The 24115-nt window shown below is 71.9% G+C and carries 24 protein-coding genes; 17 read left to right on the plus strand and 7 right to left on the minus strand.

Translation table 11 applies throughout. From position 1 onward, the window contains the following. Positions 1-145: 145 nt before the first annotated feature. Entirely contained in the window at positions 146-1681 is a 1536-nt protein-coding gene (locus ACZ4VK_RS07170; protein WP_468349387.1) for an LVIVD repeat-containing protein, read from the plus strand. On the opposite strand, the gene ACZ4VK_RS07175 is transcribed toward ACZ4VK_RS07170, so the two are convergent. The 4 genes from ACZ4VK_RS07175 to ACZ4VK_RS07190 form a co-directional block, all read right to left on the minus strand. Next, on the minus strand, positions 1660-2325 hold the full coding sequence (locus tag ACZ4VK_RS07175) for a TetR/AcrR family transcriptional regulator (RefSeq protein ID WP_468349389.1): 666 nt from the start codon (positions 2323-2325) through the stop codon (positions 1660-1662). The genes ACZ4VK_RS07170 and ACZ4VK_RS07175 overlap by 22 nt on opposite strands. A 129-nt stretch (positions 2326-2454) precedes the next feature. Next, positions 2455-3138, minus strand: coding sequence for a phosphatase PAP2 family protein (locus tag ACZ4VK_RS07180; protein WP_468349390.1), 684 nt, complete (start codon positions 3136-3138; stop codon positions 2455-2457). Positions 3139-3237: 99 nt separating this feature from the next. Further along, positions 3238-4173, minus strand: coding sequence for a M56 family metallopeptidase (locus tag ACZ4VK_RS07185; RefSeq protein WP_468349392.1), 936 nt, complete (start codon positions 4171-4173; stop codon positions 3238-3240). Positions 4174-4278: 105 nt separating this feature from the next. Beyond that, entirely contained in the window at positions 4279-4839 is a 561-nt protein-coding gene (locus ACZ4VK_RS07190; RefSeq protein WP_468349394.1) for a DUF5134 domain-containing protein, read from the minus strand. Positions 4840-5021: 182 nt separating this feature from the next. Here ACZ4VK_RS07190 and ACZ4VK_RS07195 point away from each other — a divergent pair, with 182 nt between their 5' ends. From ACZ4VK_RS07195 to ACZ4VK_RS07220, 6 genes are all read left to right on the plus strand, one after another. After that, entirely contained in the window at positions 5022-5573 is a 552-nt protein-coding gene (locus ACZ4VK_RS07195) for a GNAT family N-acetyltransferase (protein WP_468349396.1), read from the plus strand. Between the two features lie 156 nt (positions 5574-5729). Next, positions 5730-7136 carry a DUF6421 family protein gene (locus ACZ4VK_RS07200; protein ID WP_468349398.1) on the plus strand — a complete coding sequence of 469 codons (1407 nt, stop codon included), beginning with the start codon at positions 5730-5732 and terminating at the stop codon, positions 7134-7136. Between the two features lie 35 nt (positions 7137-7171). Then, positions 7172-7933 carry an SDR family NAD(P)-dependent oxidoreductase gene (locus ACZ4VK_RS07205; protein WP_468349400.1) on the plus strand — a complete coding sequence of 254 codons (762 nt, stop codon included), beginning with the start codon at positions 7172-7174 and terminating at the stop codon, positions 7931-7933. Further along, positions 7930-9009, plus strand: a complete 1080-nt coding sequence (locus ACZ4VK_RS07210; RefSeq protein ID WP_468350783.1) for a threonine aldolase family protein — start codon at positions 7930-7932, stop codon at positions 9007-9009. Before ACZ4VK_RS07205 ends, ACZ4VK_RS07210 begins: the two co-directional genes overlap by 4 nt. A 74-nt stretch (positions 9010-9083) precedes the next feature. After that, positions 9084-9689: a transglutaminase-like domain-containing protein gene (locus tag ACZ4VK_RS07215; protein ID WP_468349402.1), complete on the plus strand. Its 606-nt coding sequence runs from the start codon at positions 9084-9086 to the stop codon at positions 9687-9689. 26 nt (positions 9690-9715) lie between these two features. Beyond that, positions 9716-10408, plus strand: a complete 693-nt coding sequence (locus tag ACZ4VK_RS07220) for a B3/B4 domain-containing protein (RefSeq protein WP_468349404.1) — start codon at positions 9716-9718, stop codon at positions 10406-10408. A gap of 78 nt (positions 10409-10486) precedes the next feature. Here ACZ4VK_RS07220 and ACZ4VK_RS07225 read toward each other — a convergent pair whose 3' ends face one another. Further along, positions 10487-11209, minus strand: coding sequence for a lysophospholipid acyltransferase family protein (locus tag ACZ4VK_RS07225; protein ID WP_468349406.1), 723 nt, complete (start codon positions 11207-11209; stop codon positions 10487-10489). A 244-nt stretch (positions 11210-11453) separates the two neighbouring features. Between ACZ4VK_RS07225 and ACZ4VK_RS07230 the strand changes: the two genes are divergently transcribed. The 5 genes from ACZ4VK_RS07230 to ACZ4VK_RS07250 all read left to right on the plus strand — a co-directional run bounded on the left by ACZ4VK_RS07230 (position 11454) and on the right by ACZ4VK_RS07250 (position 16011). Then, the gene (locus tag ACZ4VK_RS07230; protein ID WP_468349408.1) at positions 11454-11765 is read left to right on the plus strand and encodes a TlpA family protein disulfide reductase; all 312 of its coding nucleotides are present in this window, start codon (positions 11454-11456) and stop codon (positions 11763-11765) included. A gap of 197 nt (positions 11766-11962) precedes the next feature. Beyond that, positions 11963-12487, plus strand: coding sequence for a flavin reductase family protein (locus ACZ4VK_RS07235; protein ID WP_468349410.1), 525 nt, complete (start codon positions 11963-11965; stop codon positions 12485-12487). A 199-nt stretch (positions 12488-12686) separates the two neighbouring features. Further along, positions 12687-13472 carry an electron transfer flavoprotein subunit beta/FixA family protein gene (locus tag ACZ4VK_RS07240; RefSeq protein ID WP_468349412.1) on the plus strand — a complete coding sequence of 262 codons (786 nt, stop codon included), beginning with the start codon at positions 12687-12689 and terminating at the stop codon, positions 13470-13472. Positions 13473-13605: 133 nt separating this feature from the next. After that, complete coding sequence (locus tag ACZ4VK_RS07245) at positions 13606-14568, plus strand: electron transfer flavoprotein subunit alpha/FixB family protein (RefSeq protein WP_468349414.1); 963 nt, start codon at positions 13606-13608, stop codon at positions 14566-14568. A gap of 153 nt (positions 14569-14721) precedes the next feature. Then, on the plus strand, positions 14722-16011 hold the full coding sequence (locus ACZ4VK_RS07250; RefSeq protein WP_468349416.1) for a DUF6986 family protein: 1290 nt from the start codon (positions 14722-14724) through the stop codon (positions 16009-16011). A gap of 104 nt (positions 16012-16115) precedes the next feature. Here ACZ4VK_RS07250 and ACZ4VK_RS07255 read toward each other — a convergent pair whose 3' ends face one another. After that, on the minus strand, positions 16116-17150 hold the full coding sequence (locus ACZ4VK_RS07255) for a LacI family DNA-binding transcriptional regulator (protein WP_468349418.1): 1035 nt from the start codon (positions 17148-17150) through the stop codon (positions 16116-16118). A 156-nt stretch (positions 17151-17306) separates the two neighbouring features. Between ACZ4VK_RS07255 and ACZ4VK_RS07260 the strand changes: the two genes are divergently transcribed. The 5 genes from ACZ4VK_RS07260 (at position 17307) to ACZ4VK_RS07280 (ending at position 23561) form a co-directional block, all read left to right on the plus strand. Beyond that, positions 17307-18290 carry an ROK family protein gene (locus ACZ4VK_RS07260; protein WP_468349420.1) on the plus strand — a complete coding sequence of 328 codons (984 nt, stop codon included), beginning with the start codon at positions 17307-17309 and terminating at the stop codon, positions 18288-18290. Between the two features lie 215 nt (positions 18291-18505). Continuing rightward, a complete protein-coding gene (gene lanL, locus ACZ4VK_RS07265; protein ID WP_468349422.1) occupies positions 18506-21244 on the plus strand; it encodes a class IV lanthionine synthetase LanL in 2739 nt (912 codons plus the stop codon). A 42-nt stretch (positions 21245-21286) separates the two neighbouring features. Continuing rightward, positions 21287-21442: a VenA family class IV lanthipeptide gene (locus tag ACZ4VK_RS07270; RefSeq protein ID WP_468349424.1), complete on the plus strand. Its 156-nt coding sequence runs from the start codon at positions 21287-21289 to the stop codon at positions 21440-21442. 137 nt (positions 21443-21579) lie between these two features. Next, a complete protein-coding gene (locus ACZ4VK_RS07275) occupies positions 21580-22692 on the plus strand; it encodes an ABC transporter ATP-binding protein (protein WP_468349426.1) in 1113 nt (370 codons plus the stop codon). Further along, positions 22689-23561 carry an ABC transporter permease gene (locus tag ACZ4VK_RS07280; protein ID WP_468349428.1) on the plus strand — a complete coding sequence of 291 codons (873 nt, stop codon included), beginning with the start codon at positions 22689-22691 and terminating at the stop codon, positions 23559-23561. Before ACZ4VK_RS07275 ends, ACZ4VK_RS07280 begins: the two co-directional genes overlap by 4 nt. A gap of 56 nt (positions 23562-23617) precedes the next feature. Here the strand turns inward: ACZ4VK_RS07280 and ACZ4VK_RS07285 are convergent, their stop codons facing one another. Further along, entirely contained in the window at positions 23618-24067 is a 450-nt protein-coding gene (locus tag ACZ4VK_RS07285) for a DUF6234 family protein (protein ID WP_468349430.1), read from the minus strand. Positions 24068-24115 lie beyond the last annotated feature (48 nt).

Consider the following 24115-nt stretch of genomic DNA (forward strand, 5'->3'; position numbering starts at 1 on the left):
GTCCGTTCCTAGCACTTTTCTCGGGGCTGCCGATCAAAAACCTTCATTACGTCTGTGTTGCCATCTGTTGAGATGTGCACGGCAAGGAAGATACTGCCGGGGTCCAACACCCGTTCAACGCTGAACGGATACCAGGGAGGACGGAGTGACTTCGTTGCGTACCCCGCATACCTCGTCCATCACGCGTGACCCGCGTGCACGGCGCAGACGCCTGGGCGTGGCATCCGCCGCGGCCGGACTGCTCGCCACACTGCTCGCGTCGGGCCCCGCGGCCGCCACGCCCGACCCCGGAGACGCCCCCGTCCAGGGCAAGGTCTCCTCGGAGCAGGTGGCGGAAGCGCGTTCCGCCATCCAGAGCGGTGAGATACCCGGCGTGGACGAGATCGTCCACAGCTCGAACATCGAGCACCTCGCCAACATCCCGAAGGACGCCCTCAAGGGCACCAACTCGGACCTGGCGTTCCAGGGCAAGTACGCCTTCGCCGGCAACTACGACGGCTTCCGGATCTTCGACATCAGCGACCCGAAGGCCCCGAAGACCGTCGCCCAGGTCCTCTGCCCGGGCTCCCAGAACGACATCTCCGTCTCCGGGAACCTCGTGTTCCTCTCGACGGACTCCTCCCGGAGCGACAACTCCTGCGCCAGCACCTCGCAGCCCGCCTCGGTCAAGGAATCCTGGGAGGGCATGAAGATCTTCGACATCAGCGACATCGCCAACCCGAAGTACGTCGCCGCCGTCGAGACCGCCTGTGGTTCGCACACCCACACGCTGGTGCCCAAGCGCAAGGACGTGTACGTCTACGTCTCGTCGTACTCGCCCAACGCCGCGTTCCCGGACTGCCAGCCCCCGCACGACGGCATCTCGGTCATCAAGGTGCCCCGCGAGGCACCCGAGCAGGCCGCGATCGTCAGCTTCCCCGTCCTCTTCCCGGGCGAGGGCCCGGACGGCGGCGGCAACCCGGGCGGTCCCACCAACCCGGGCGTCTCCAAGACCACCGGCTGCCACGACATCACCGTGCTGCCGGAGAAGGACCTCGCGGCCGGCGCCTGCATGGGTGACGGCATCCTCTTCGACATCGAGGACCCCGAGCACCCCCGGGTGATCGACCAGGTCCAGGACAACGTCAACTTCGCGTTCTGGCACTCCGCGACCTTCAACCAGAAGGCGAACAAGGTCGTCTTCACCGACGAGCTCGGCGGCGGCGGCGCGGCCACCTGCAACGCCGTCATCGGCCCGAACCGCGGTGCCGACGGCATCTACGACATCGTCGGCAAGGGCAAGAAGCGCGACCTCGTCTTCCGCAGCTACTTCAAGATCCCGCGCCACCAGGCCGACACCGAGAACTGCGTCGCCCACAACGGCTCGCTGATCCCGGTCAAGGGCAAGGACCTCATGGTCCAGGCCTGGTACCAGGGCGGTGTCTCCGTCTGGGACTTCACCGACTCGGCCAAGCCGAAGGAGATCGCCTTCTTCGAGCGCGGCCCGCTGTCCGCCACCACCATCTCCAGCGGCGGCTCGTGGTCCGCGTACTACTACAACGGCTACATCTACTCGAACGACATGGCCAAGGGCTTCGACGTGCTGAAGCTCTCGGACCGCCGTACCGACCCCGCGAAGCGGATCCGGATGGGCGAGCTCAACGTCCAGACGCAGCCGGACTACTTCGACTTCGACGACTGACCGGGACGGCCGGCTGACGGCCTGAGCGCCGGAGTGCCGTCGGGCGGACCCCCGTCCGGCGGCACACCGGCCTCCCAGTCGAGGCCGTACCGGTGGAACAGCTCCGCCCGCAGCCGTGCGAGCGGCATCCTGGCGCCAGGAAGCAGCACCGCCACCACCGCGCCCATCAGCAGGGCGCGCAGCAGCGGATAGTCCGTGTCCACGTCCTCGGAGCCGTACCGGGTGACCGTGTCCCGCAGCAGGAACGCCAGGCGCTGCTGCTCCTCGCACTGCACGAACCCCTCGGCCTGCAGGATGCCCGCCATGTGCGTCCGCATCAGCGTGGGCCGCTCGGCGGCGAGCCCCAGGATCGCGTCGATCGCCCGGGCCAGCCGCTCGCGGCCGTCCTCGGTGCGCGGCTCCCGCTCCAGCGCCTCCTCCAGGGTGAGGTGCATCAGACGGTGCACCGCCGCCTGCAGGAGCTGCCGCTTGCCCGGGAAGTAGTACGAGATGAGCCCGCGCGCCGTACCGGCCCGCTCCGCGATGTCGCCGAGCGTCGTCGCCTCGTAGCCGTGTGCGTCGACCAGCTCCACCGTGGCCCGCAGAATGCGCTCCCGCGACCGCCGCCGCAGCTCTTCATTGACCGATGGGCTACGCGGGGACATGCTGGACTCCTGCGTTGACTGGCTGCCGGCCAATATACTCGGCGCATCCCGTCGGCATGCCCGTGTGGCATACCGCCGGGGATGCCGTCTGTTCTGGGCGACACGGGGGATCGTCCAGAACAGGCGGCTTCATCGTGTCCCTCCCATTCTGCTCCCGTCGAGCTCGGCCGCCCCATGATCGGCGGGAACCCGGCGTCGCTCGCTCCAGCGGTACATCAGGACCGCCGCGGCCACACAGCACCAGCCGAGCAGCCAGCCTCCGACGACGTCCGAGGGCCAGTGCACGCCCAGGTAGACCCGCGTCCAGCCCACGCCGAGCACCGAGACGAGCGCGACGCCCGCGAGAGTGCCCCAGCCGCGCCACTCGGGCCTCCAGCGCAGCGCGAGCACCCAGAGCAGCAGCCCGCAGGTGACCGTGGCGGCCATCGCGTGCCCGGACGGGAAGGCGGCGTACCGCGCCGAGTCGACCGGATCGATCCACTGCGGTCGCTCCCGTCCCACCAGCGCCTTCACCGCCTGCTGGAGTCCCAGGGCGAGCAGCGTCGTGCCGGCCACCCACAGGGCCGTCCGCCGCTCCCGCCACCACCACAGGAGGACGACGGTCGCGGCGGCCAGGGCGCGCATCGTCACCGGGTCCCAGACCCAGTCGCTGAGGACGCGGTGGAGATGGGTGAGGCCGGGACGGTCGACGGCCTCGCGGTGGAGCGCCTCGGCGACCGAGCGGTCGAGGGAGACCAGGGGCCCCCACCCCACGGTCACGAGGACGAGCAGCGGCACGGCGAGGGCGCCGGAGATGAGGAGGGAGGAGCGCATGCGTCGATCCTGCCCGACGATCAGCTCCGTACGAGCTCCCGCGTGCCCCGCGCGCCCCGCCGCGGGCGTTCCGGCCGGCGCCCGGGCCGTCACCCGCCGCTACCCCAGCGCGCTGAGCGCCGGGACGAAGGCCACGAGCACCGGGACCACGGGCACCAGGGCCGCGGCGGCGGTGAGCCGCAGCCGGCGTCCCGCCGTGAGCCGGGGCGCCGCCGTCAGCAGCCGGTTCACGCGCCGCGGCAGGTCCGCGTACGGCGCGGAGCCGGGTCCGAACACGCCCCGGTCCTCGTTCAGTTCGACGAGGGCGAGCGCGATCGTCAGGCGCCCGAACCGGCGCGAGGCCACGTCGTCGGCGGCCAGTTCCACCAGGCGGTGCATCTCCTCACGGAAGGCGGTGAAGACCGGGATGCCGGGGAATCCGGCGGCCAGCGCCGCCGAGGAGTGCAGCAGCCAGTCGTGCCGGGCGCGCGCGTGTCCCTGCTCGTGGGCGAGGACCGCGTCCAGCTGGCGCCCCTTCAGCCGCCGCAGCGCCGCCGTGGTGATCACCAGCTGGGGCGTGGGCCCCGCCAGCCACCAGGCGCTCGCCCGCTCGCCCTCCAGGACGACGAGCGGCTCGCTGCCGGGCTCTTCCCCGGGCAGCAGGGGGGAGCGGACGAGCAGGTCGCAGCGGCGCTGCCTGCGCCGGGCGCGGGCCTGGCCGATCTCCCGGCCCAGCATCGCCCCCGACCAGACGCCGCCGGCCGCGAGGGCCACCGCGAGGACCGCGGACCAGGGCCCGGTCGTCCCGAGTTCGTACGCGTCGATCACCGCGCGCGGGGCGGGCGCGAAGACCTGCCCCCGTACGGCCTGCCAGGCGGTCGACGCGCTGAACGTCATCGAGAGCGCGAAGCTGAGCAGCACGGCGGCGACCACGCACTGCCACACCCAGAGGGCCACCACGGGTTCTCGCTCCACCCAGTCGGCCCGTGACAGCAGCCGGGGGGCCGCGAGGGCGGTCAGGACGCCGAGCAGGAACAGCGCGAGGGAGACCCACATGGGCGTCAGCCTATGAGCGCGGTACGGGTCGGGGGTATGGCCGCGCGGATCAAGTGACGTACGCCACGGTTTCGTTGCCCGCGCCCACGCCCCTGCGCCCCGGCTTCATAAGCCCACGAGCATGGCCAGCATGGCGAGCGCCATCGAGAGCCGGCAGACGAGCGTCAGCTCCGGCCGGGTCGCCCAGCCCCGCACCGGACCGCCCGCCGTGGCCGCCGCCACCGGCACGAGTCTCGCGCCCGCGTGCAGCACGTACCCCATGTAGTAGAGGAGCAGCCCGCCGGTGAGGACGGGTATGCCGCCCGCCGTGCCCACCGCGTGCCCCGCGTGCGCCCCCGCCGCGGGCGCCGCCATCGCCACGGCCATGTAGACCATGGCGAGCGAGCCCACCAGGTGGTGGAGATGGTGACCGCCGCGCCGGACCGTGAGCAGGCCGTGCAGGGCCGCGCCGCCGAACACCGCCGCGTACACCGCCCAGCTCCACCCGGGCGGCGTGAGCACCGCCGCGGGCAGCGCCATGGACGCCATCCCGAAGCCCATCACCGCCTCACCGCCCGCCGCCCGCCGTTCCTCCCCGGCGCACGCGCGCATCCGCAGCAGGCAGTACACGCCCGTCGCCCCGCACAGCGCGACCATCAACCACCCGGACAGGGCCGGACCGTGCACGGCACACCTCCCCCTCGCCGCCGTCGACGCAGTCCCCTCCCGACAAGATTTCCCGCCGTCGGCCGTGGGCACGCGGGCGCACGGCCGCGCACGGGTGTACGAAGGGGAGTGAACGGAGCGCGCGTTAGGCTCGGGACGGTCGCGTACGGCGATCGTCAGCGCCCGAGGGGAGCCCCGTTCACATGGACACCGTCACGTCGCAGGAGACCGGCCGGATCAGCTACCGGGAGGCGGTCCTGGACGACGTCCCGGCACTCGTCCCGCTCGTCCAGTCGGCCTACCGGGGCGACGCGAGCCGGCGCGGCTGGACCACCGAGGCCCACCTCCTCCAGGGGCAGCGCACCGACCCCGAAGGCGTGGCCGCCGTGATCACCACGCCCGGCAGCCGTCTCCTGATCGTCGAGAGCGACGGTGAGATCGTCGCCTGCTGCCAGCTGGAGGACCGCGGCGAGGCGGCGTACTTCGGCATGTTCGCGGTCCGCCCCGAACTGCAGGGCGCGGGTCTCGGCAAGCAGATCCTCGCGGAGGCCGAGCGCCGGGCGCGGGAGCTCTGGGACGCGCGCGAGATGCACATGACGGTGATCTCCGTACGGGAGGAGCTCATCGCCTGGTACGAGCGCCGCGGCTACCGGCGCACGGGCCGGATGTCCCCGTTCCCGTACGAGGACGAGCGCTTCGGCGTGCCCCAGCGTGACGACCTGGAGTTCGAGCTCCTGGTGAAGCCGCTGATCTGACCCAGATACCGGAAAGGTGGCTTCAAACCCTCTCGGCAGGAAAAACTTCCGTCGAGAGGGGGGTCACACAGGATAATTTCTCTTGCTCCCCTTGTGGTGGAGAAGCCTCGATGGATACGGTGTCTTGACGCGAGGTTCTCCTGTGAAGGAAGAGGAATGACGGAAATTCTTGTGCAGGACGTGACCGGTGGGGGGATATCCCTCGACACCCGGGTGATAGACCACCCCGCCTGGCCCGAGCTCAAGGATGCCGTGGAGGAGATCCGCGCCTGGCAGAGCGCGGACGGCTCCATCGACTTCGAGGCCGAGGGCGCTCCCGCCCGCTCCCTCGTCGAGCTGACCCTCGACCGCGTCACCGCCGCGGTCGAGCAGCTCTCCCCGCTCGTCCCGCACGACGGCGCCTACCACCGCGCCCTCGTCTCGGACCTGCGCAAGTGGGCCGAGAGCGGCTTCACGGTCCCGGACTTCCTGGACTCGCTGCTCGCCTTCCAGCCGGCCGCCGACCGCGTGGACGGGCTCCAGCACCTCGTGCTGTTCCCGATGTACACGCAGAACGGCAACCCGGACCGCAACTTCGAGGCCGTCGTCCTCCGCATGGTGTGGCCGGAGTGGCTCTCCGAGCTCGAGCGCACCCGCTACGACAACCCGCTCTTCTGCGGCATCACCTTCGAGGACTTCACCGCCGGGTACGACACCCACTCGGCCGTCCTCTTCCCGGAGACCATCGCGGTCCGCGAGGCCCCCGAGCGCTTCAGCTGGGGCGGCATCTTCTGCGACCGCGAGGCCGCGCGCTTCCGCAAGGTCACCGAGGCCGCCGTCGACACCCTGGGCATCCAGCTGCCCGCCGACATCGCCGCGATGATCGACGACCAGGAGCGCTGCGAGAAGGCGTTCGTGCTCTGGGACATGGTCCACGACCGCACCCACAGCCACGGCGACCTGCCCTTCGACCCCTTCATGATCAAGCAGCGCCAGCCCTTCTGGATGTACGGACTCGAAGAGCTGCGCTGCGACCTCACCGCCTTCAAGGAGGCCGTGAAGCTGGAGGCCGAGGGCAACGCGCACGGCCGCGACGTGCAGTACGCGGTCCTCTTCGACCGGATGTTCCGCTTCCCGCTCTCCGGTGACCGCAACCGCAACTACGACGGTCTCGGCGGCCAGCTCCTCTTCGCCTACCTCCACAAGCACGACGTGGTGCGCTGGACGGACAACACCCTCAAGATCGACTGGGAGCGGGCGCCCCAGGTCACGAACCAGCTCTGCGCCGAGATCGAGACGCTCTACCGCGACGGCATCGACCGCCCGAAGATCGTCCACTGGTTCAAGGCGTACGAGCTCGTCTCCACCTACCTCGCCCCGCACCCGGGATCGAAGTGGGCCAAGGGCCCCGACGCCCTCGACCTGTCGCTCCCGCCGCGCAAGCTCGTCGACGACGTGCTTCCGGACGAGTTTCCCCTCAGCATGTTCTTCGAGGCCCTCGCCAAGAAGCTGAAGGGCGTGATCGCCGACTGCAAGGGGATCACCGCCGCCGACGTCTCGCGGACCGAGCGGGCCGCCGCGTGAGTGCTCGTACGGAGAACACGGAGGAGGCGTCGCCCATGAAGGCCAACGTCAACGGCGGGTCGCTCGAAGGCGCCGTCATCGCCGTCGCCGGCGCGGCAGGCCCCGCGGGGCGCGCCGCCCTGCTGCGCCTCGCCGAGGCGGGCGCGACGGTGGTCGGTTCCGACGCCGACCCGACGCGTCTCGCGGAGGCAGTCGACGCCGCCCGTTACGCGCACGGCGGTGCCACCGTCGTCGGCGACACGGTCGATCTCCTCGACCTTGCCGCCACGCGCGACTGGGCCGCGAAGACCGAGAAGGAGTTCGGCCGGATCGACGGCCTGGTGCACCTGGTCGGCGGCTGGCGTGGCAGCGCCTCCTTCATGGAGACCGACCTCAAGGACTGGGACTTCCTGGAGAAGCTCCTGATCCGCACCGTCCAGCACACCTCGCTCGCCTTCCACGACGGGCTGCTGCGCGCCGGCGGACGCGGCCGGTACGCCCTGGTCAGCCAGGTCGGCGCGCACAAGCCGCAGGCCAACAACGCCGCATACAACGCGGGCAAGGCCGCGGCGGAGGCCTGGACCCTCGCCATGGCGGACTCGTTCCGCAAGCTGGGGGGCGACGACGGCCCGCAGGCGGCGGCTGCCATCCTGGTGATCAAGGCATTGGTGCACGACGCCATGCGCGCCGAACGCCCCAACGCGAAGTTCGCGGGCTTCACCGACGTCGAGGACCTCGCCGACGAGATCGCCGGTCTGTGGGACAGGCCCGCCCAGGAAGTGAATGGACAGCGTCTGTGGCTGACCCCCAAGCCGTGACAGCGGCCCTCGGCCCCAGGACCGACGCGCGTCGGCACCACGACCCGTCGGTCCGGGGCTTCGCCAGCGACAACTACGCCGGCGCCCACCCCGAGGTCCTCGCGGCCCTCGCCCTCGCCAACGACGGCCATCAGGTCGCCTACGGCGAGGACCAGTACACCGAGCACCTCCAGCGGATCATGCACAGCCACTTCGGGCCCCACGCCGAGGCCTTCCCGGTCTTCAACGGGACCGGGGCGAACGTCACCGCGCTCCAGGCGCTCACCGACCGCTGGGGCGCCGTGATCTGCGCCGAGTCCGCGCACATCAACGTGGACGAGGGCGGTGCCCCGGAGCGGATGGGCGGCCTCAAGCTGCTCACCGTGCCCACCCCGGACGGCAAGCTCACCCCCGAGCTGATCGACCGGCAGGCCTGGGGCTGGGAGGACGAGCACCGGGCGATGCCCCAGGTCGTCTCGATCACCCAGAACACGGAGCTGGGCACCGTCTACACGGTGGAGGAGATCCGCGCGATCGTCGAGCACGCCCACTCCAAGGGCATGAAGGTGCACCTCGACGGAGCCCGGATAGCCAACGCCGCCGCCTCGCTCGACGTGCCGATGCGGGCGTTCACCAACGCGGTGGGCGTCGACGTCCTCTCGTACGGCGGTACGAAGAACGGCATGCTCTTCGGTGAGGCCGTGGTCGTCCTCAACCCCGACGTGGTCAGCCACATGAAGCACCTGCGCAAGCTGTCCATGCAGCTCGCGTCGAAGATGCGCTTCGTGTCGGTGCAGCTGGAGGCCCTCCTCGCGAAGGACCTCTGGCTGCGCAACGCCCGCCACGCCAACGCGATGGCGCGGCGCCTCGCGGCCGGGGTGCGCGAGCTCGACGGGGTGGAGATCCTCTACCCGGTGCAGGCCAACGCGGTCTTCGCCCGTCTGCCGCACGAGGTGAGCCGAAGGCTCCAGGAGCGCTTCCGCTTCTACTTCTGGGACGAGGCGGCCGGCGACGTGCGCTGGATGTGCGCCTTCGACACCACGGAGGACGACGTGGACGCCTTCCTCCAGGCCCTGAAGGAAGAGCTGACTCGCTAGCAGTCGTTGCATGAATATACGGCCGGACGGAAACTCATTGACTCCGTCCGGCCGTTTGCCTACGCTCGCCCCGCATGGAACTCGTTCAGCGGAACTCCGACGTCACCGCCTATCTGGCCGCGAGCGAGGCGATCGACCATGAGCATCCGACGGTCCGGGGCATTGCACAGACCCTCTCCGGCGCACACGTCGACGCATACGCATACGCCGAAGCGGCCTACCGGTATGTACGGGACGCGGTACCGCACTCCGCCGATTCGGGCGACCTCCGCGTCACCTGGCGCGCCTCCGACGTCCTGGAGCGGCGGACCGGCATCTGCTACGCCAAGTCCCACGCCTACGCCGCCCTCCTGCGGGCCCGTGGCATCCCGGCCGCGCTCTGCTACCAGCGGCTCGCCGACGACGACGGCTCGAACCCCGTGGTCCACGGCCTCGTCGCCGTCCTGCTGCCCGACGGCGACGGGCGGAGCTGGGCTCGTCAGGACGTACGGGGCAACAAGCCCGGAATCGACGCCCAGTTCTCCCTGAGGGAGGAGCGGCTGGCCTGGACCGCCCGGCCGGAGTTCAATGGAGTGGATTACCCGGTGCTTTATACTGAACCGCATCCGACCGTTCTGGACGCGCTGCGCGCCGCACCCGACCGGCCGGCCCTCTGGCGGACGCTCCCCACGGAGCTCTGACCCCGTACCCCAGTGAACGGCGGACCATGACCCTCACGCTCACCGTCTCCGACGAGGTGCGCACCCTCGTACCCGGATTCACCGCACTCGTCGTCGAGGCGCACGGACTGGTCAACGGACCCAGTGACGAGGCCAGTTCGGCGCTCCTCGACGAGGCCGCCAGGCGGCTGGCCGAGCGCCTCGACGGCCGGACCCCGGACCAGGACCCGCACATCGCCGCCTGGCGCGCCGCGTACACCGCGTTCGGCGCCAAGCCCTCCCGTACGCGCAACTCCGCCGAGGCGCTGGCCCGCCGGGCGCTCGCCGACGGCGGGCTGCCCCGCATCAACCGGCTCGTCGACGCGTACAACGCGATCAGCGTCGCCCACCTCATCCCGGTCGGCGGCGAGGACCTGGGCCGGATCCGGGGCGCCATGCGTCTCGTCCGGGCGACCGGCGAGGAGCCCTTCGTCACCGTGGCCGGCGGTGCGGAGACGGTCGAGCACCCCGAGCAGGGGGAGGTCGTCTGGTGCGACGAGGAGGGCGTGACCTGCCGGCGCTGGAACTGGCGCCAGGGTCCCCGTACCCGTATCGACGACGACACCGTCGACGCGGTCTTCCTCCTGGAGTCGCTCGCCCCCATGACCCGGGACGAGCTCCGCGCGGCGGGCGCCGAGCTCGCCGAGTCGCTCGAGAAGCTCAGCCCCGGGGCCCGGATCACCGTCCGGGACCCGGAGTGACGGTTCTTCGTCGGAACCCCACGGCCGGCCGGACCCTCATGGGCGGTCGGCCCTCAGGGGCCCGCTCGCGTCCTGCCGTCAGCCGGCTTCCTTGACCTGGGCCGGCGTCGGAGCCGTGCCCCCGAGGTGCGCCGGCACCCACCAGGTGTCGCTCGCGTCCTTGGGGCGCACGGGGTAGGCGCGCTGTGCCGCTTCCAGGAGCTCCTGGACGCGCTCGCGCAGCCGCCGGGTGATGGCGCCCGCGTACTGGTCGGCGGGGGCCTCCACGGGCTCGCCGACGCGGATCGTCACCGGGATGTGGCTCCGCTTGAAGTTCCGGGGACGGCCCTTCGTCCACAGTCGCTGGGTGCCCCAGAGCGCCATCGGGATCAGCGGGACGCCCGCCTCCTGGGCGAGGCGCGCCGCACCCGTCTTGAAGCCCTTGAGGGTGAACGACTGGGAGATGGTCGCCTCGGGGAAGACGCCGATGATCTCGCCGGCCCGCAGCGACTCGAGCGCGTGCTTGTAGGCGTGCTCGCCCTGCTCGCGGTCCACCGGGATGTGCTTCATGCCGCGCATGAGGGGCCCGCCGACCTTGTGCCGGAAGACCGATTCCTTCGCCATGAAGCGCACCAGGCGCTTCTGGGGCAGCGCGGCGAGGCCCGTGAAGATGAAGTCGAGGTAGCTGATGTGGTTGCTCACCAGAACCGCCCCGCCCGTCCGCGGGATGTTCTCGGAACCCTGGGTGTCGATCTTCAGGTCGAGTGCCTTGAACAGGGTGCGCGCGGCGCCGACGACCGGTCGATAGACGAGTTCTGCCATCGGAGAGGAACCTCTTCTTCGTGTGCCTGGGGAGGGTCTCCCCGCGAAGTTACGCAGCCGTAGGTTTTCGGCTTTGGGCCGATCGTGCCCCATGTGGGCCGCCGTGACCAGCCCACGTGGCTTCGTACGGGGAGATTCTCGTCACTCGCGGTGGCCGTGGCGGGAATCGATCGCTTCCGTGCGACGCTGCACCGGGTGACAGGACGAGAGGAATCCGTGGCATGACGAGGGGAAGGGGAGAGGCGTGACCGAGGTGCTCGGAGCGGAGGCGCTCGGCGCCGGACTGGGCGAGCGGGCCACCCTCGTCCAGTTCTCCACCGCCTTCTGCCAGCCCTGCCGGGCCACCCGCCGCACCCTCGCCGAGGTCGCCGCGATGGTGCCGGGCGTGGCGCATGTGGAGATCGACGCCGAGGACCGGCTCGACCTCGTACGCGAACTCGGCATCGCGCGGACCCCCACCGTCCTGGTCCTCGACCGGGCGGGCCGCGTCGTCCGGCGGGCCGCCGGACAGCCGCGCAGGGCCGACGTCATCGCCGCCCTGGGGCGCGCGGTCTGACGCCGTGACACTTCTCCCACATCCCGGTACGCACTTGACTGCGCGCGGCGACGATCGTCACCCTGGCGGAGTGATTCCAGAACTCCTTCTCCACGGCCGGGCCCACGTGGACCTGGCCCGCAACGCGAGCGCGCGCTGTCCGGGTGCCTGAGCACCCCAGGACCTCTCTCATGCCGCCCTCGCAGAAGGACAATTCCATGACGGTTTCGCCCGAGCTCCGTACCGTTCCCACGATCGGCGCCCCCCGGCAGGGCTCTCCCGATCTGCTCCGTTCCGTCTTCCGCCGGCACGCGGCCGGCGTCGCGGTCGTCACCGCGCACGGCGAGCGCCCCGTCGGTTTCACCGCGACCTCCCTCAACTCCGTCGCCGCCGACCCCCCGCTGATCTCGTTCGGGGTGGGCACCTCCTCCTCCAGCTGGCCCGTGGTCGCCGAGGCCGAGTTCATCGGCGTGCACATACTCGGCGAGCACCAGCAGCAGCTGGCCGCCACCTTCGCGCGCAGCGGGGCGGACCGCTTCGGTGAGGGGACCCGCTGGAGCGTCGGGCCCGAGGGCGTACCCGTACTCGACGGCGTGCTGGCCTGGCTGGTCTGCCGTGTGGTGGCCCGGGTGCCCGCGGGGGACCACCGGATCGTGATCGCGCAGGCGGTCGCGGGAGACCCGGACGGGGCGGGCCGGCCGCTCCTCTACCACCACGGCCGCTTCACCGCGCTGCGCGACTGAGAGTTCCCCGGTGCGCCGCTCTCCCGGCGTTGGGCAGATCACATTCCTGAGCGCTTGCTTACTGGTAACAGAATGGGTGTACTGGCGAGTAATATCTCGGTCGTGGCCTCCGGTGCCCCGACCGGAAACCCGCCCTTCAGGCGCCTATGCTGCGAGCAACAAGGCAGCCCAGTTATGACGATGCAGTAGGAGAGCCGGCGTGAGCTTGAGGATCGTTGTCTGTGTGAAGTACGTGCCCGACGCGACCGGAGACCGCAAGTTCGCGGACGACCTGACGGTCGACCGCGACGACGTCGACGGCCTGCTGTCGGAGCTCGACGAGTACGCCGTCGAGCAGGCCCTGCAGATCGCCGAAGAGGCCGACGACGCCGAGGTCACCGTGCTCACGGTCGGCCCCGAGGACGCCAAGGACGCGCTGCGTAAGGCGCTCTCCATGGGTGCCGACAAGGCCGTCCACGTCGAGGACGACGACCTGCACGGCTCCGACGTCATGGCCACCTCGCTGGTGCTCGCCAAGGCGATCGAGAAGACCGGCTACGACCTGGTCATCGCCGGCATGGCCTCCACCGACGGCACCATGGGTGTCCTCCCGGCCATCCTCGCCGAGCGTCTCGGCGTCCCGCAGGTCACGCTGCTCTCCGAGGTCAAGGTCGAGGACGGTGTCGTCACCGGCCGCCGTGACGGCGACACCGCCTCCGAGCAGCTGGAGGCCTCCCTCCCGGCCGTCGTCTCCGTGACGGACCAGTCGGGCGAGGCGCGCTACCCGTCCTTCAAGGGCATCATGGCCGCCAAGAAGAAGCCGGTGGAGTCCCTGGACCTGGACGACCTCGACATCGACGCCGAGGAAGTGGGCCTGGAGGGTTCCTGGACCGCGGTCGACTCCGCCGCCGAGCGCCCGGCGCGCACCGCGGGCACGATCGTCAAGGACGAGGGCGAGGGCGGCAAGCAGCTGGCCGCCTTCCTTGCGGAGCAGAAGTTCATCTAGACACAGCCTCGCGAGCCAGAAGTTCATTTAGCCGCTGGGGTCCGGGGGTCGTCCCCCGGGTCGACACAGCATCTAGGGCTCGCGCGAGCCTCCCCGACCGCTGCCCCTTTCGTTCGCAGGAGATTGAAGTCCCATGGCTGAGATTCTCGTCTACGTCGACCACGTCGACGGAGCCGTCCGCAAGCCCACCCTGGAGCTGCTGACCCTCGCCCGCCGCCTCGGCGACCCGGTCGCCGTCGCCCTCGGCAACGGCGCCGCCGACACCGCCGCCGTGCTCGCCGAGCACGGCGCCGTGAAGGTCCTCACCGCCGACGCCGCCGAGTTCGCCGACTACCTGGTCGTCCCGAAGGTGGAGGCCCTGCAGGCCGCGTACGACGCCGTCTCCCCGGCCGCCGTGCTCGTCCCCTCCTCCGCCGAGGGCAAGGAGATCGCGGCGCGTCTCGCGGTCCGCATCGGCTCCGGCATCATCACTGACGCCATCGACCTGGAGGCCGGTGACGAGGGCCCGGTCGCGACGCAGTCCGCGTTCGCCGCCTCCTTCACGACCAGGTCCCGCGTCTCCAAGGGCACCCCGGTCATCACGGTCAAGCCGAACTCGGCCCCCGTCGAGGCCGCCCCGGCCGCCGGCGCCGTCGAGGCGCTCGCCGTCTCCTTCTCGGAGAAGGCGCACGGCACCAAGGTCGTCTCCCGCACCCCGCGCGAGTCCACCGGCCGCCCCGAGCTGACCGAGGCCGCGATCGTGGTCTCCGGCGGCCGCGGCGTCAACGGCGCCGAGAACTTCGCGATCATCGAGGCCCTCGCCGACTCGCTCGGCGCGGCCGTCGGTGCCTCGCGCGCCGCCGTCGACGCCGGCTGGTACCCGCACGCCAGCCAGGTCGGCCAGACCGGCAAGTCGGTCTCGCCGCAGCTGTACATCGCCTCCGGCATCTCGGGCGCGATCCAGCACCGCGCGGGCATGCAGACCTCGAAGACGATCGTCGCGATCAACAAGGACGCCGAGGCGCCGATCTTCGACCTCGTCGACTACGGCGTGGTGGGCGACCTCTTCGACGTCGTCCCGCAGCTGACCGAAGAGGTGAAGTCCCGCAAGGGCTGACCTGCGGTTCTGTACGGTCCCGGGGCCGCGTGGTGCTATGTCACCGCGCGGCCCCCGGCCGTTTCGGACAACCATTGACGTGGGTCCCGACGGACTACTAACTTCGCCATACGGATTGTTGATTCCGTGCAGCGGAAAACAGGAGGATGTGGGATGGGTCAGCAGGAGAAGGTGTCGACGAGCCTCGCCGGCGCGGTCAGCGAGGGCATCAGCGCCTCCCTCGCAGCGGTGGACGCCGAGCTCGACCGCCGCTACCCGGGGGACCCCGGAACCCGTCAGCCCGTCCACACCGTCTACGTGCCCGGCAACGTCTTCGACGCCGGAACCATCCGCTCCTGGGGCGACCAGGCCCTCGCCGCCCTCGACGAGCACGCCCCCGACGCCGCCTCCTTCGCCGCCGTCCTGGGCCTCTCCGACGACCTCGCCGAGGACGTCTACGGCCGCGTGCGGGCCAAGCTGGAGCGCGAGCCGATCGAGGACCTCCGGGTCGACTTCGAGGACGGGTACGCCGGAAAGGACGAGGATCAGGACGCCGCCCGCGCCGCCCGGCTGATCTCGGAGGCGTACGGGAACGGCACGGCCGCTCCGTACATGGGCATCCGGATGAAGTGCATGGAGTCCGCCGTACGCGACCGGGGCATCCGCACCACCGACGTCTTCCTCACCGGTCTCCTGGAGAACGGCGGCCTCCCGGAAGGGCTCGTCCTCACCCTCCCCAAGGTGACCTACCCCGAGCAGGTCACCGCCTTCGTCCGCCTCCTCGAGGCCTTCGAGAAGGCCCACGGCCTCGACGCCGGACGTCTCGGCTTCGAGATCCAGATCGAGACCAGCCAGTCCATCCTCGCCACCGACGGCACCGCAGCCGTCGCCCGCATGATCGGCGCCGCCGAGGGCCGCGCCACCGGGCTGCACTACGGCACCTTCGACTACAGTGCCTGCCTCGGTGTCTCCGCCGCCTACCAGGCCAGCGACCACCCGGCCGCCGACCACGCCAAGGCGATCATGCAGGTCGCCGCCGCCGGCACGGGCGTACGGGTCTCCGACGGCTCCACCAACGTCCTCCCGGTCGGCTCCACCCAGCACGTCCACGAGGCCTGGAAGCTCCACTACGGGCTCACCCGCCGCGCCCTGGCCCGCGCCTACTACCAGGGCTGGGACATGCACCCCGGCCACATCCCCACCCGCTACGCCGCCGTCTTCGCGTTCTACCGCGAGGGCTTCGAGGCCGCGGCCAAGCGCCTCTCCGCCTACGCCAACCACGCGGGCGGCGACGTCATGGACGAGCCCGCCACCGCCAAGGCCCTCAGCTCCTACCTGCTGCGCGGCATCGACTGCGGCGCCCTGGACACCGCCGAGGTCGCCGCGCTCACCGGCATGGACCGCACCGCACTCGACCGCTTCGCCGCCCCGCGCCGCGGCGACCTGACGGCCTCCGCGGAGTAACAGCGCGAAGGCCGGGGCCGGCTGATCGGCCGGCCCCGGTTGTCAGGCAGCAAGCCGTTGCCGGCCGGCCGGGGTGCCGCGCGGCCGCGCGGGTCACGTCCGCCTCAGTCGGCCGACGGTGCGATCTCGCCCGACCCGCGGGCGAGGAGCCTCGTGCCGAGCACGACCCGCTGCGGCGCCTCGTCGGCACCGTCGAGGCGCCGGAACAGGCGCTCCGCCGCCGACCTGCCGAGCGCGGCGGCGTCCTGGGCGATGACCGAGATCCCGAGCAGATCGGCCAGCTCGATGTCGTCGAAGCCGACCAGGGCGACCGGCCGCGGCAGGCCGGCGAGGGCCCGGACCACGGTGACCGTCACCCGGTTGTTCCCCGCGAACAGCGCCGTCACCGGCTCCGGCGCGGCCAGCATCTCCCGTACCGCCGTGCTCACCCGCTCGGGATCCGTGGAGCCGAGCGAGACCCAGGCGTCGCGGACCGGCAGGCCCGCGTCCTCCATGGCCGCGCGGTAGCCCCGCAGTCGCTCCGCCGACGTGTGGATGCGGGGCCGGTCACCGATGAACCCGATGCGGCGGTGCCCGTGGGCGATCAGATGGGCCACGCCGTCGCGGGCCCCGCCGAAGCTGTCGGAGAGGACGGCGTCGGCGTCGATGAGCCCCGCGGGACGGTCGACGAAGACGGTGGCGACGCCCGCCCTCATCTCGGGCTCCAGATACCGGTGGTCGTCACCGGCGGGGATCACGATCAGACCGTCGACGCGGCGCGCGCACAGGGCGAGCGCCAGTTCCTGCTCGCGGTCCGGGTCCTCGGCGCTCGAACCGTTGATGAGCAGGGCGCCGTGCGCCCGCGCGACCTCCTCGACCGCCCGGCTGAGCGGCCCGTAGAAGGGGTCGGCGAGGTCCTCGAGGACGAGGCCGACGGTCGCGGTCCTGCCCTTGCGCAGCACGCGCGCGCTGTCGTTGCGGCGGAACCCGAGGGCCTCGATGGCCTCCTGGACCCGGCGCTCGGTGTCCGGGGTGACCCCGGGCTCGCCGTTCACGACCCGGGACACCGTCTTGAGTCCCACGCCCGCGCGTGCGGCGACGTCCTTCATCGTGGGCCGGTTGCCGTAGCGGTGCTCGGGGCGGCGGGCGATGTCGGCCACGGTGCGCGGTTCCTCCGTCAAGATCGGTGTCGTGCCTCTGGGGGAAGCATAGGGCCTGGACAACGTTGTCACGGGGCGGGAGACTGTACGGAACACAGCCCGCCACCCGTCCCGTCCTCCTCGCCCCCTCCGCCGCCGACTGGAGACCCCGCGCTCATGCAGACCGAACCCGCAACGGGCCCCGCCGACGGTCTCGTCGTCGCCCTCGACATCGGCGGCACCAAGATCGCCGGTGCCCTGGTCGACGGCGAGGGCCGTATCCGTGTCCGCTCCCAGCGGCCCACGCCCGCGCGTGAGGACGGCGAGACGGTGATGCGGGCCGTCGAGGAGGTCCTGGCCGAGCTCGCCTCCTCGCCGCTGTGGGACGCCGCCGGAGCCGTCGGCATCGGCAGCGCCGGACCCGTCGACGCGCACCGGGGGACCGTGAGCCCGGTCAACGTGCCGGGCTGGCGCGACTACCCGCTCGTCGACCGGGTCCACCGGGCGACCGGCGGACGACCGGTCACCCTGGTCGGCGACGGCGTCGCCATGACGGCCGCCGAACACTGGCTCGGAGCCGCCCGGGGGCACGACAACGCCCTCTGTCTCGTGGTCTCCACGGGCGTCGGCGGCGGACTCGTCCTCGGCGGCCGGCTCCACCCGGGTCCCACCGGCAACGCCGGCCACATCGGTCACATCGTCGTGGACATGGACGGCGAGCCCTGTGCCTGCGGCGCACGCGGCTGTGTGGAACGCGTCGCCAGCGGGCCGCACATCGCCCGCCGCGCCCTGGAGAACGGCTGGCGTCCGGGTCCTGACGGGGACCTCTCCGCCGCCGCCGTGGCCGCCGCCGCCCGCGCGGGGGACCGGATCGCCGTCGCCTCGTACGAGCGGGCGGCCCAGGCACTCGCGGCGGGCATCGCCGCGACGGCGGCCCTCGTGGAGATCGACATCGCCGTGGTCGGCGGCGGGGTCGCGGGCGCCGGCGAGGTCCTCTTCGCCCCGCTGCGCCGGAGCCTCGCCTCGTACGCCACGCTCTCCTTCGTCCGGAGCCTGCGCGTCGTCCCGGCCGTCACGGGCACGGACGCCGGCCTCCTGGGCGCCGCGGCGGCGGCCGGGGGCGGGGGCGGCGGGGGAGCGTGGGCGGGCGGGGCCTCCTGAGCGCGGCGCCCCGGCGGAACCGGACGCGGCGGTACGTCCTCCCCGCCCCGGCCCAGGGATTCGTGCGCCCTCATCTGCGCCGGGCGCACCAGTGAAGGGGGCCAGGGGGCGCAGTGCGCTCGCCGAATCCAGTGAATCCGGATGGGTATGTGTTGGTCCGGTTATGTCACCGGGCACGTTCCGATCAGCGGTCCTCACCGTTGAGAGGGACATGAATGACGACCCAGGCAACCGAAGTCGAACTGGAAGGCCTTCTCCGCCAGGCGCTGCTCGCCACGGGGACAGGTGCGCGTTGGACGACCGACTCCGACGAGATGTGGTGCCGTGTCACCCCCCACTCCGCCACGCGGCGTGAGCAGGGGTGGAAGCTGCACCTCTCGGCGACGGCGGCTTCCGCGCCGACGGTCCTCGAGAAGGCCCTGGACGTGCTGCTGCGGGAGGAGTCGGCGTTCAAGTTCGCCCGGTCGCTCGACCAGGTGAGCGCGCTCAACTCCCGCGCCACGCCCCGGGGAAGCTCGGGCAAGTTCATCACCGTCTACCCGCGTTCCGACGACGAGGCGGCCCGGCTCGCCCAGGAGCTGCACCGGGCCACGGCGGGGCTCGCCGGCCCCCGGATCCTCTCCGACCAGGCCTACGCCGCGAACTCCCTGGTCCACTACCGTTACGGCGCCTTCGTCGGCCGGCGCCGGCTGTCGGACGACGGCCTGCTCGTGTGGTTCATCGAGGACCCCGACGGCAACCCCGTGGAGGACAAGCGCACCGGCCAGTACAGCCCTCCCTCCTGGGCGGTCTCCCCCTTCCCCGCCTCGGTGCCCGAGGTGCCGCGCGCGGCGGAGAAGGCGAGCGGCCCCGTGCTGCTCGGTGGCCGGTTCTCGGTACGGGAGGCGATCCGCCACACGAACAAGGGCGGCGTCTACCGGGGCACCGACGCTCGTACGAGCGCCCCCGTGGTCATCAAGGAAGCCCGGCCGCACGTGGAGGCAGACGCCTCCGGCTGCGACGTCCGCGACTGGCTGCGCGCCGAAGCCCGGACGCTGGAGAAGCTCCGAGGCACGGGGCTGGCTCCGGAGCCGCTGGCCCTGTTCGAGCATGCCGGGCACCTGTTCCTGGCCCAGGAGGAGGTGCCGGGCGTCGCCCTGCGGACCTGGGTCGCCGAGCACTTCCGCGATGTCGGAGGGGAAAGCTACCGCGCCGACGCGCTGGCACAGGTCGGCCGCCTGGTGGACCTGGTCGCGGCGGCGCACGCCCGCGGCTGCGTCCTGCGGGACTTCACCCCGGGCAACGTGATGGTCCGCCCGGACGGCGAGCTGCGCCTCATCGACCTCGAACTCGCGGTCCTCGAAGACGAGACCGCCCTCCCGACGCGGGTGGGAACGCCGGGATTCAGCGCCCCCGAGCGCCTGGCCGACGCACCCGTCAGTCCGACGGGCGACTACTACAGCCTCGGAGCCACCGTGTGCTTCGTCCTGGCGGGCAAGGTGCCGAACCTGTTGCCAGAGGAGCCCGAAACGCGGCCCACGGAGCAACGGCTCGCCGCGTGGCTGGCGGCCTGTGCCGGACCGCTTCGGCTGCCGGACGGCCTGGCGGAGATGATTCTCGGGCTGATGAAGGACGATCCCGCCGAGCGGTGGGACCCGGCCAGGGCCCGTGAGGCCCTCCGGAGGGCGGTCCCGGCGACGCGCGCGGAGAACCACGCCGCACCGCGTGCGGCGCGGAACGGCGGCCGGGACGACAGCCGGGGCGGCGACCGCACAAGCGACCGCGACGAATCCCGGGACCAATCCCGCGACGAAGCCCGGGACGACGCGGTCTCCGGGATCGTGGAGCACCTCGTCGACTCGATGAATCCGGCGGACGAGCGGCGGCTCTGGCCCGTGTCCACCATGGCCGGGGAGGCCGACCCGTGCACCGTGCAGCAGGGCGCGGCCGGTGTCCTCGCCGTACTGACGCGGTACTGGGAGCTCACCGGCGACACCCGGTTGCCCGAGCTGATCTCCACCGCGGGCCACTGGATCGTGGACCGCACCGACCTCCGCTCCACACGTCCGGGTCTGCATTTCGGCGGCCGTGGCACCGCCTGGGCGCTGTACGACGCCGGACGCGCCGTCGACGACCGGGGCCTCATGGACCACGCCCTCGCCCTGGCCCTCGCCCCGCAACAGGCCACACCCCACCACGACATCACCCACGGCAGCGCGGGCAGCGGAATGGCCGCCCTCCACCTGTGGCACCGCACCGGTGACCCCCGCTTCGCCGAACTGGCCGTCGACGCGGCCGACCGGCTGGCCGCCGCCGCACAGCGTGACCAGGACGGGCTGGGCTGGCCGGTGCCCGGGGAAGCCGCTTCCCCGGAGGGCGGCAAACGCTATCTCGGCTTCGCCCATGGATCCGCCGGCATCGGCAGCTTCCTCCTCGCCGCCGCGGCCGTCTCGCGGCGCACGGAGCACATGGAGCTCGCCGCGGAGGTGGGCGAGCACCTGCTGGCCGCCGCCGTACCCATCGGCCGGACGGCCCAGTGGCCCTCACAGGCCTCGGACGTGCCCACGGCCCCGTACTGGTGTCACGGCTCGGCCGGCATCGGGACCTTCCTCGTCCGCCTGTGGCAGGCGACCGGGGACGACAGGTTCGGCGACCTCGCCCACCGCGCCGCGCACGCCGTCACCGAGCGCGCCTCCCGCGCCGCGCTCGCCCAGTGCCACGGCCTCGCGGGCAACGGCGACTTCCTCCTCGACATGGCCGATGCCACGGGCGACCCCGCCTACCGCGCCATGGCCGACGACCTGGCCCGTCTCATCGTCTGCGAGAGGGCCCAGCGCAACGCCCAGGTGGTCTTCCCCAACGAGTACGGGGAGGTCTCGACCAGCTGGAGCGACGGATCCGCAGGAATCCTGGCCTTCCTCCTGCGGACCCACCACACAGACCCCCGGCACTGGATGGTCCAGCGGCCGGTCTGAGCGGCAGGAAGTCTGCCGCTCACAGCAAGGAGGAGCACACCCATGGAGAACAAGGACCTCGAACTGCTCGCCCGACTCCACGCCCTTCCGGAGACCGACCCCGTCGGCGTGGACGGAGCGCCGTTCGCGGCGACGTGTGAGTGCATCGGCCTGCTCACACTCCTGAACACGGTCTGCATCGGCATCAGCTGCGCCTAGGTCAGGCATCACCATCCGGCCGGCGGCGGCCCCGGGAAGCCGCCGGCCGGACCCATCGTCCGGTCCGAACCGACCCCCCACGTGCCCCACGCTCACCCGGGACCGCGTCCCTGGACAGCACGACGAGGACGAGACCCATGCAGCCGCACACCGGTGAGGACGACCTTGCCCCAGCAGCCCTCATGACAGCCGCTGTCATCAGCCCGTCCGCCGCACCGCGCGGACCCGATCCCGCGTACGCCATCAGCATGCGCGGCCTGGCCAAGAGCTACCCGGGCCCGCAGGGCACCACCACCCACGCGGTACGCGGCCTGGACCTGGACGTGGTGCGGGGCGAGACGTTCGCCTTCCTCGGCCCGAACGGAGCCGGGAAGTCGACCACCATCGCCATGCTGTGCGCCCTGGCCCGCCCCACCTCCGGTCACGCCACGGTCGCCGGCGCCGACGTGCTGACCCAGCCCCACCGGGTACGCCGACACGTCGGCATGCTCTTCCAGCACAGCGCTCTGGACGCGGACCTGACGGTCGAACAGAACCTGCACATCCACGCCCGCCTCTACGGACTGTCCCGCCGGCACGCCCGCCTGCGCGCCACCGAGGTGCTGGAGACGGCCGGTCTCACCGACCGGAGGGGCTCCCCGGTACGCACCCTGTCGGGCGGCATGCGGCGTCGTCTGGAGATCGCCCGGGCCCTGCTGCACTCGCCCCACGTGCTGTTCCTCGACGAGCCGACCACCGGCCTCGACCCCCACGCCCGCGTCCAGGTGTGGGACCACCTCCGCGCCCTGCGCGACCGGCACGGCAGCACCCTCTTCGTCACCACCCACTACCTGGAGGAGGCGGAGAACTGCGATCGCATCGCCATCATCGACAGCGGTCGCGTGGTGGCCCAGGGCACTCCGCTCACCCTGAAGGCGGCGATCGGGGACGACCGGGTCGTCCTGCGCACCAGCGACGACACGACGGCGGAGCAGGTCGTGCGCGCCCTCGTTCGCCCGGACCGCGCCCTCACCGTGGACCCGACGGGAATCTCCCTGCGGATTCCGGACGGCAGCACCTGGATCCCCCGCCTCTGCGCGGAACTGGAGCGCCACGGCATCGCCGTCCACGCCGCCTCCGCGGCCCCGCCCACGCTCGACGACGTCTTCTTCCACCACACCGGCCGCAGCATCGACGCCACCGCGCGCGGCAACGTGCCGGCCGGCCCCACACCGTGCGACACCACGTCGGAGACGGGCGGCGTCCGATGACCACAGTGACCCTGAAGGCCCCTGACACCGCGGACGCCACGGGGACGTCCGGCGGCGGACAGCCCTCCCGCCTGCGGCACGAACTGCGCGCGATCCACGCCCTCGTCTACCGCGACATGCTGCGCCTGGCCGGCCAACGCGCCCACACCGCGCTGATGCTGCTCCACCCCATGCTGTATCTCCTCATCCTCGGAGGCGGACTGGCCGCCCTCATCCCCCGTTCCTCCCTGGGCGTCGGCTACCAGACCTATCTCTTCCCCGGCATGCTGATGATGACGGTGCAGGCACCGGCCATCATGGTCGGCATCCGTCTGATCACCGACCGGCAGAGCGGCTATCTCCGCGAGCTCCTCATGGCCCCCGTGAGCCGCTCCACCCTCCTGCTCGGCAACTGCGCGGGCGGCACCCTGACCGCCACGGTCCAAGGCGCCGTCCTGCTCAGCCTCGCCGGCACGGTCGGCCTTCCCTACGACCCGCTCCTCCTGCTCCTGCTGCTCGGCGGCATGATCCTGGCCTCGTTCACCATCACCGCCCTGTCCCTGGCCCTCGCCGTCACCCTCCGCAGGCCCGAGACGTTCCACACCCTCCTTGGCGTGGTCATGATGCCGCTGCTGTTCCTCTCCGGAGGCTTCTTCCCCCTGCAGTCCCTCCCCGGCTGGGCCCACGCCCTCGCCGGCGCCAACCCCCTCGCGTACGCGGTGGACCTCCTCCGCCGCTGCATCACCCTCCGCGTCCCCGACCAGCAGGCCGCCACCGGCATCGAATGGGCCGGCCGGCAGCCGCCCCTCCCCCTCGAAGCGGGCCTTCTCCTCCTCAGCGGCACCCTCGCCCTGCTGTGGGCCGCACGCCGCTTCAACCGCCCGGAATGAGCCGGGCCGCGCACGAAGCGGACGCCGCCCCGGACCCCTGACCGCCCGGGCGCGCGTCAGCCGCCGGTGCCCGCGCATTCCCTGTTGTCGCCGCCGCTGCGACACCCGGCCTCACCTGTGAACGCGGGGGCGGGAACCGGCTGCTCGCTCCTGTCCTCACGCTGCTGGACCTCCACCCCGCCGACGATTCCAAGCACCACCACGACGGCCATGAAGCCCTGGGTCCACGCCGTCACCACGGCACGGGAACGGACCGCGATCACGGACGCGACCACGGCTGACGCGCCGACCACGCCGGCGGCGATCAGGTATCCCCACAGCGGGTCGGGGCTCACCGTCCTCGCCGGATCGAGACTCACCCCGGTCAGCCACCAGAGGCCGAAGGTCACGAGCAGCGCGAGCACGTCGAGCAGCAGCAGCCCTACGGCGGTCCCCACGTCGGCACCCCGACCCGCACGGGTCCGTACCGAATCGTCGAAAGCCGGAGGCGCGGTCGGCAGGTCCATGCCGTCATCCTCGCCGGGGGGCGCGGCCGGCACATGAGTACCCGTACC

It is taken from the genome of Streptomyces sp. NPDC028711, from assembly GCF_055565415.1.

Bases quoted from the DNA above. Each gene is read 5' to 3' on its own strand.
- ACZ4VK_RS07260 (WP_468349420.1), top strand. From the start codon at position 17,307: ATGCAGACCGAACCCGCAACGGGCCCCGCCGACGGTCTCGTCGTCGCC.
- ACZ4VK_RS07185 (WP_468349392.1), bottom strand. From the start codon at position 4,173: ATGTGGGTCTCCCTCGCGCTGTTCCTGCTCGGCGTCCTGACCGCCCTC.
- ACZ4VK_RS07285 (WP_468349430.1), bottom strand. From the start codon at position 24,067: ATGGACCTGCCGACCGCGCCTCCGGCTTTCGACGATTCGGTACGGACC.
- ACZ4VK_RS07220 (WP_468349404.1), top strand. From the start codon at position 9,716: ATGACCCTCACGCTCACCGTCTCCGACGAGGTGCGCACCCTCGTACCC.
- ACZ4VK_RS07270 (WP_468349424.1), top strand. From the start codon at position 21,287: ATGGAGAACAAGGACCTCGAACTGCTCGCCCGACTCCACGCCCTTCCG.
- ACZ4VK_RS07205 (WP_468349400.1), top strand. From the start codon at position 7,172: ATGAAGGCCAACGTCAACGGCGGGTCGCTCGAAGGCGCCGTCATCGCC.
- ACZ4VK_RS07275 (WP_468349426.1), top strand. From the start codon at position 21,580: ATGCAGCCGCACACCGGTGAGGACGACCTTGCCCCAGCAGCCCTCATG.
- ACZ4VK_RS07180 (WP_468349390.1), bottom strand. From the start codon at position 3,138: ATGCGCTCCTCCCTCCTCATCTCCGGCGCCCTCGCCGTGCCGCTGCTC.
- ACZ4VK_RS07250 (WP_468349416.1), top strand. From the start codon at position 14,722: ATGGGTCAGCAGGAGAAGGTGTCGACGAGCCTCGCCGGCGCGGTCAGC.
- ACZ4VK_RS07245 (WP_468349414.1), top strand. From the start codon at position 13,606: ATGGCTGAGATTCTCGTCTACGTCGACCACGTCGACGGAGCCGTCCGC.
- ACZ4VK_RS07235 (WP_468349410.1), top strand. From the start codon at position 11,963: ATGACGGTTTCGCCCGAGCTCCGTACCGTTCCCACGATCGGCGCCCCC.
- lanL (WP_468349422.1), top strand. From the start codon at position 18,506: ATGACGACCCAGGCAACCGAAGTCGAACTGGAAGGCCTTCTCCGCCAG.
- ACZ4VK_RS07225 (WP_468349406.1), bottom strand. From the start codon at position 11,209: ATGGCAGAACTCGTCTATCGACCGGTCGTCGGCGCCGCGCGCACCCTG.
- ACZ4VK_RS07215 (WP_468349402.1), top strand. From the start codon at position 9,084: ATGGAACTCGTTCAGCGGAACTCCGACGTCACCGCCTATCTGGCCGCG.
- ACZ4VK_RS07195 (WP_468349396.1), top strand. From the start codon at position 5,022: ATGGACACCGTCACGTCGCAGGAGACCGGCCGGATCAGCTACCGGGAG.
- ACZ4VK_RS07175 (WP_468349389.1), bottom strand. From the start codon at position 2,325: ATGTCCCCGCGTAGCCCATCGGTCAATGAAGAGCTGCGGCGGCGGTCG.
- ACZ4VK_RS07280 (WP_468349428.1), top strand. From the start codon at position 22,689: ATGACCACAGTGACCCTGAAGGCCCCTGACACCGCGGACGCCACGGGG.
- ACZ4VK_RS07200 (WP_468349398.1), top strand. From the start codon at position 5,730: ATGACGGAAATTCTTGTGCAGGACGTGACCGGTGGGGGGATATCCCTC.